Source organism: Pedobacter agri PB92 (assembly GCF_000258495.1).
GTDB classification, from domain to species: Bacteria; Bacteroidota; Bacteroidia; order Sphingobacteriales; family Sphingobacteriaceae; genus Pedobacter; species Pedobacter agri.
The window spans coordinates 1-5,744 of the sequence record NZ_AJLG01000242.1 but is presented as its reverse complement, the minus strand read 5'-3'; the positions used below and the strand labels follow the sequence as shown (position 1 = coordinate 5,744).

Sequence of the window (5,744 nt, the reverse complement as noted above, 5' to 3'; positions counted from 1 at the left end):
ACGTACACACTATATGATAAAAAAGTAAGCAACGATTTTAGTTTCAATTTATCTGCAGGTGGTAGTCAGTTAAAAAACAGATATGACAGATCAGACATCAGGGCTGATGGACTAAGAGTTCCTAATATTTATGAATTATCAAATAATTTATATCCATTACTATCTATTCCTGATACTTCAAGATTAAACATCAACAGTTTTTATGGTATCTTATCAAATAGTTACAAAAACTTCTTATACCTTGATATTACGGCCCGTAAAGACTGGAACAGTGCTTTAGCTTCTTCTACCAGGACAGATAATGTTGGTTTCTTTTATCCATCTGCCAGTGCAAGTTTTGTAATGTCAGAAGTGGTTAAAATGCCGAAATTTGTTAATATGGCTAAGTTTAGGTTCTCCGCTTCGCAGGTAGGGAGCGGCAGTTTGATCCCTTACAGAACTGCATACACTTATGGTTTAGCTTTCAGTGGTTCCTATCCGGATAGCGCCCTGGTAAATCCAGGTTTGTTGGCCAACAGCAATTTGAAACCATTAAGAACAACAACTTATGAATTAGGTGCCGACATCCGTTTATTTAAAAACAGGTTGAATTTTGATATTGCAGTTTATGCTGGTAAAACAAATGACCAACACTTAACGCGTATTGTAGATAGAGCTACAGGTTACAATCAAATGTTGATCAACGCCGGTCAGGTAAATAATAAAGGCTTAGAAATATCAGTGAATGGAAGCCAGATAAAAAGTAAAAATGGCTTCAACTGGTCTACTTATATGACATTTTCTACCAACCAAAACAAAATTATTGATATGAACGGTGATAGTTCGGTGGTATTAAGAACTGGACCGGTTGCGGGTGGACAGATTGTTGCTAAAGTAGGTGGCAGCATGGGCGATTTATATGGTAGAGGATATGTTCGTGATCCTGAAGGAAACGTTGTTTTTGATGCCACGACAGGTTTAGCTAAAATTACCAATGATGTGGTTTACCTGGGCAATACCATCCCAAGATTTAAAGGAAGTATCGGCAACAATTTCAGCTACAGACAGTTCAGTCTTAATTTGCTGTTCGATGCACAAATCGGTGCGGTAGCGCACTCTTTGTTAAACTATAAATTAGTAGAGCAAGGTAAAACTACTTCAACATTACCAGGAAGATATAGTGGTATTATTGGTAATGGAGTAGTGCAGAATCCTGATGGAACTTATCGTAAAAATGATGTAATTGCAACAGATATTGACGAATATTACCGTTCAAATATGGGGGCCGACAACGCTGAAGGAAGTACTTTTAGCACCGACTTTATCAAATTCAGAGAGGCAGCATTAACCTATAAATTTAAACCTAGTTTCCTTAAAAAAATTGGTTTGAATTCGGCTTCATTCGGAGTTTATGGACGTAACTTATTCATTTGGTCGCCATGGCCAATGTTCGATCCAGAATTTGGTACCATCAGCGGTTCAGACATTGTTCAGGGTTTTGAAATCGGACAGTTCCCGTCAACCAGAACCTATGGATTTAACCTATCTATTGGCATATAACTAGAAAACATCATGAAAAATAATATAAAAAAGCTTGTTATTCTTTTAGTTGGCTCTAGCTTAACATTCAGCTCTTGCCAAAAGGATTTCATTGCAATTAATACAGATCCAATTAACATCATTGATACTACGCCTGATAAACTGATGGCCCCTGCGTTGGTTAATTCATTGTCGTTAGGGATGTTTCGTAACAGAAACTTTAACAATGAGTTAATGCAGGTTACCGTAAATCAGGATGATGGAGATGCAACAGTTTTCCGGTATCAATACAGGCGTACCTTTGCTGATTATCTTTATAATGGTTGGTATATCCAGTTAACCAATTTTAAAGATATGTACAACAAGGCATCTGAGCCTGGTAAATTGAATAAGTCGTATCAGGGTATTTCATTGGTCATGCAATCATGGCTTTACGCCAACCTTACCGATACTTACGGAGATATTCCATTCAGCGAATCAAATAAAGGGTCGGAAGTTACTGAGCCGAAATTTGATACGCAAAAGGATGTGTACTTAGGCATTTTTAAAATGTTGGAAGAGGCAAATACCTTATTGAGCTCAGGAACTGCCATTGCTGCCATTAGCGACCCGGTTTATAAAGGAGATATCGCTAAATGGCGTAAATTTTCTAACTCTTTGTATTTAAGATTATTGCTTCGGGTTTCAGGTAAAGCAGATGTTTCGGCGCAGGTAATTGCGAAAATTAAAGAAATTGCCAATACCAATACCACTCAATATCCAATCATAGCCAATAATGGAGAATCGGCTAAATTGCTTTGGAACGGAGGAATCAACGTTTCTGATCCATACACATCACCGCTGGTTAATGGTATTCGTGAACAGGATTACAGGGCACCAGCCATTGCCAGTTTCTTTATTGATCGTTTAGTGGCCTGGAAAGATCCGAGAATTGATATCTCTGCCGCTAAAGGTTACGCCAATGCAGGTATCAACAGGTGGGGGATTTCTCAGGGGCCTTCAGGATTTGCAGGAGTGCCAAGTGGCTATTTAGTTGGAGGGGGAGCACCAAAACAGGCTTACTTCTATTCGTTTGCACAAACGGTTTCAAGTGTAGCAGTGAATGCTCGGTCTTTACAGGCTAATCCGCTTACGGGTATTTTTATAAATTATGCAGAGGTGCAGTTTATTTTGGCTGAAGCAGCATTAAGAGGTTACATCACAGGATCTGCGGAAGCCTACTACAATACCGGAATCGCAAATTCCATCAATTACTGGGTGCCAAGTTTTACAACTTCAACTACCGCAGCAGAATTTTTAGATTATATTAACGAAGCGGATATTGAATGGGGAACTTATAATACCGGTCAATTTGTTGATAAATTGGAGCAAATTCATATGCAGAAATATTATGCACTGTTTATGGTAGATATGCAACAATGGTATGAGTACCGCCGAACCGGACATCCTTATTTACCTAAAGGTCCGGGGCTTGCAAACGGAGGTGTGATGCCCGCACGTATGACTTATCCGGTATATATTCAGTCTACCAACCCAACAAATTACCGTTTAGCTGTAGCCTCTATGGGTGGCGACGAAATTAATACACAAGTATGGTGGCAAAAACCCTAATCTGTAAACAGCTTTAAAATCATTAACATGAAAAAAATTATCATATATAGCTTTGTTTTAATCTCAATTTCCGTTTGGATGATTGGATGTAAAAAGCAGAATTACCCTGGTGGAGAAGTAAGTCCTTATTTACCCATCTTCGATTTAAGAGGGCTTTACAAAGGATCGGATATTACTTTAAGTCCCGAAAATATGTACGGTTCCAGCAGCATTTCTGCTGTGGTGGTTTCAGATCATTCTGGAAAAAACCTTCCTGCAGGGTTATTAATTGTCCAGGATAAAAAACGTTTATCTCAACTTAGAGGTATTGCCATTCCAATCGGTGCTGATGCTGCCAAATACGTACCCGGCGATTCAGTTGTGATTAATGTTACTGGTGGTGTGTTGGGTCGCGTAGATGGAATTTTGCAAATTAAAGGCATTTCTCCAGGCGCTGTAAACCGGGTGGCACAAAACAAACCTATTGCCAAAAACAGGGTGCCAAGTAGTTTTATCCTGGCAGACCCAAATAAATATGAAAGTACGCTATTAGCAATTGTAAAAGGCGGGTTTAATCCGCTTCCAACACCTACAGATGTGTTATCGGGCAACAAAACGTTGAATGATGGATTTGCTGATATTACCTTGCACACCGAGGCAACAGCGACCTTCGCGAACAACCCGTTGCAATTCTCGGCAAATTATTACGGTATCTTATTTAACAAGGTCAGCTCAACAGGTACACTAATTCCAGAACATCGTATGAGAACAGCCAGCGATGTCATTACTTTAAGTTCGACTCCAGAGATTCCAGATTTTATCATCTCGGGATGGATTCCTGATCCGAGAGGAACCAATGCGAACAATAACTACATTCAGTTTATTGCCACAAGAGATATCAACTTCGCGGTAACGCCATTTTCTGTAGTGACCACAAATAATGCGGGTGCTTCAACGCCTGCAGGTTTTCCTGCCAATGGATGGGCAACTGGAGGCTTGCGTACATACAAATTTAATTTGACAACTGGTTCTGTTAGAAAAGGTGGTTATTTTTATGTAGGTGGAACAGGTAGAACAATAAACAGTACGGGCTCAACGCCAATACCTACCGCTCAATATATAAGAGGTATAAATTATTCTACAACGGCTGGAGACGGATTTGGCGCTATAACCAATACACTGCTCGCTAATAGTGGAAACGCCTATGGAATTGCCGCTTTTAGAGGTACTACCGTAACTGCAACAACCAGACCGATTGATGTGGTATTTGTTCATAATGGTGGAAGTTTATTTACACCAGGACCTCCTGCACAAGGTTATCGTATTGCCAATAATGATTTTTACGATGTTTACGATCCTTTAGAAGTTGATCCTGCAGATCCTAATAAAGGTTTTCAGCCTTTCTATTTACAGGGCACCAACACCATCAGATTTAATTATCATGATAACTCGGTTGCCGACCTTGGTTGGTTTTACAAAGCTGGTGGTATTTATAGCGTTACACTTGGTAAGTGGGTAAAAGCCAGAGATATGAAATATATTATCTTACCTAAAGATAATTCGCCGGCAAACATGTCGATAATTGAAGATGATAATATTGTATTACGTGTGAATGCTGCAACAGGTGTAGAAATTGGGCGTGACACTATACCGCCAACCAGAATTAGATAAAATTATCCAAATAAAAATGATGCTCAAAAGAATAATAAGTTTTGGGCATCATTTCAATCAAAACTTTCGTATCGTGGCTTAGCATAATTGCTTAGAAAACCAATTAATTCCACAATCATCCTTCAATAAACAATGAACAGAAGATCATTTATCCAAAAAACTGGTTTATTAACCACTACTTTATTTGTTAGTTTAAAATCTTATTCTGCCTTTTCTCTGCTAGATGCAGATGGTAAAATAAGCGGCCGAGTAACCAGTAAAGGAAAGGGCATTGCAAATGTTGTGGTTTCTGATGGATTCAGTGTGATCCAGACCGATAAAAATGGCGGTTACAACATCGAGGTTAATCCGTTAGCTACATTCATTTGGATCAGTACGCCATCCGGATACGAGTTTACCACTGATAGCCACCTGGCAAAATATTACGAAAAACTTGATGCTAAAACCGATCTAAATTTCGAGTTGAAGGAAATGAAGCAGAAAGATAACCGTCATAATTTTATTATCTGGGCCGATCCTCAGGTGAAAAATAAAACGGATGTAGAGAAGATGATGACGACTTCTGTTCCGGATACCAAAAAAGTAATCCAATCGATGGGTAATATACCCGTTCATGGCATCACGGTTGGTGATATTGTTTGGGATAGCCATGCGCTTTTTGCCGATTATAACCAGGCTGTGAAAGATATGGGCATTCCTTTTTTCCAGTGCCTGGGAAATCATGATATGGATTACAGGATGGGCGGCGATGAAACTTCAGACAAAACTTTCCAGGAACATTATGGCCCAACTTATTACTCGTTCAATAGGGGTAAAGCACATTATGTTGTAATGGATGATGTTCGTTATTTAGGAGAAGATAGGAAATATGATGGTTTTATTAATCAACGACAGCTGGATTGGTTGGCAAAAGATTTAAAGTTTGTAGCCAAAGATGCGCTCTTGATCATCAATAGTGTGTACGT

The 5,744-nt window shown here is 39.2% G+C and carries 3 protein-coding genes and 1 pseudogene; all 4 read left to right on the top strand.

The genetic code is table 11. The features are described from left to right. Nucleotides 1–1,539, top strand: a pseudogene (locus tag ON09_RS22030) (SusC/RagA family TonB-linked outer membrane protein); the annotation flags it as partial. A 12-nt stretch (nt 1,540–1,551) separates the two neighbouring features. Then, nucleotides 1,552–3,129, top strand: a complete 1,578-nt coding sequence (locus tag ON09_RS22025; RefSeq protein ID WP_010603238.1) for a SusD/RagB family nutrient-binding outer membrane lipoprotein — start codon at nt 1,552–1,554, stop codon at nt 3,127–3,129. Nucleotides 3,130–3,156: 27 nt separating this feature from the next. Next, on the top strand, nt 3,157–4,779 hold the full coding sequence (locus ON09_RS22020; RefSeq protein ID WP_010603237.1) for a DUF5689 domain-containing protein: 1,623 nt from the start codon (nt 3,157–3,159) through the stop codon (nt 4,777–4,779). 132 nt (nt 4,780–4,911) lie between these two features. Then, nucleotides 4,912–5,744 (top strand): metallophosphoesterase N-terminal domain-containing protein (locus tag ON09_RS22015; protein ID WP_010603236.1); only part of this gene is annotated, 833 nt, incomplete at its 3' end.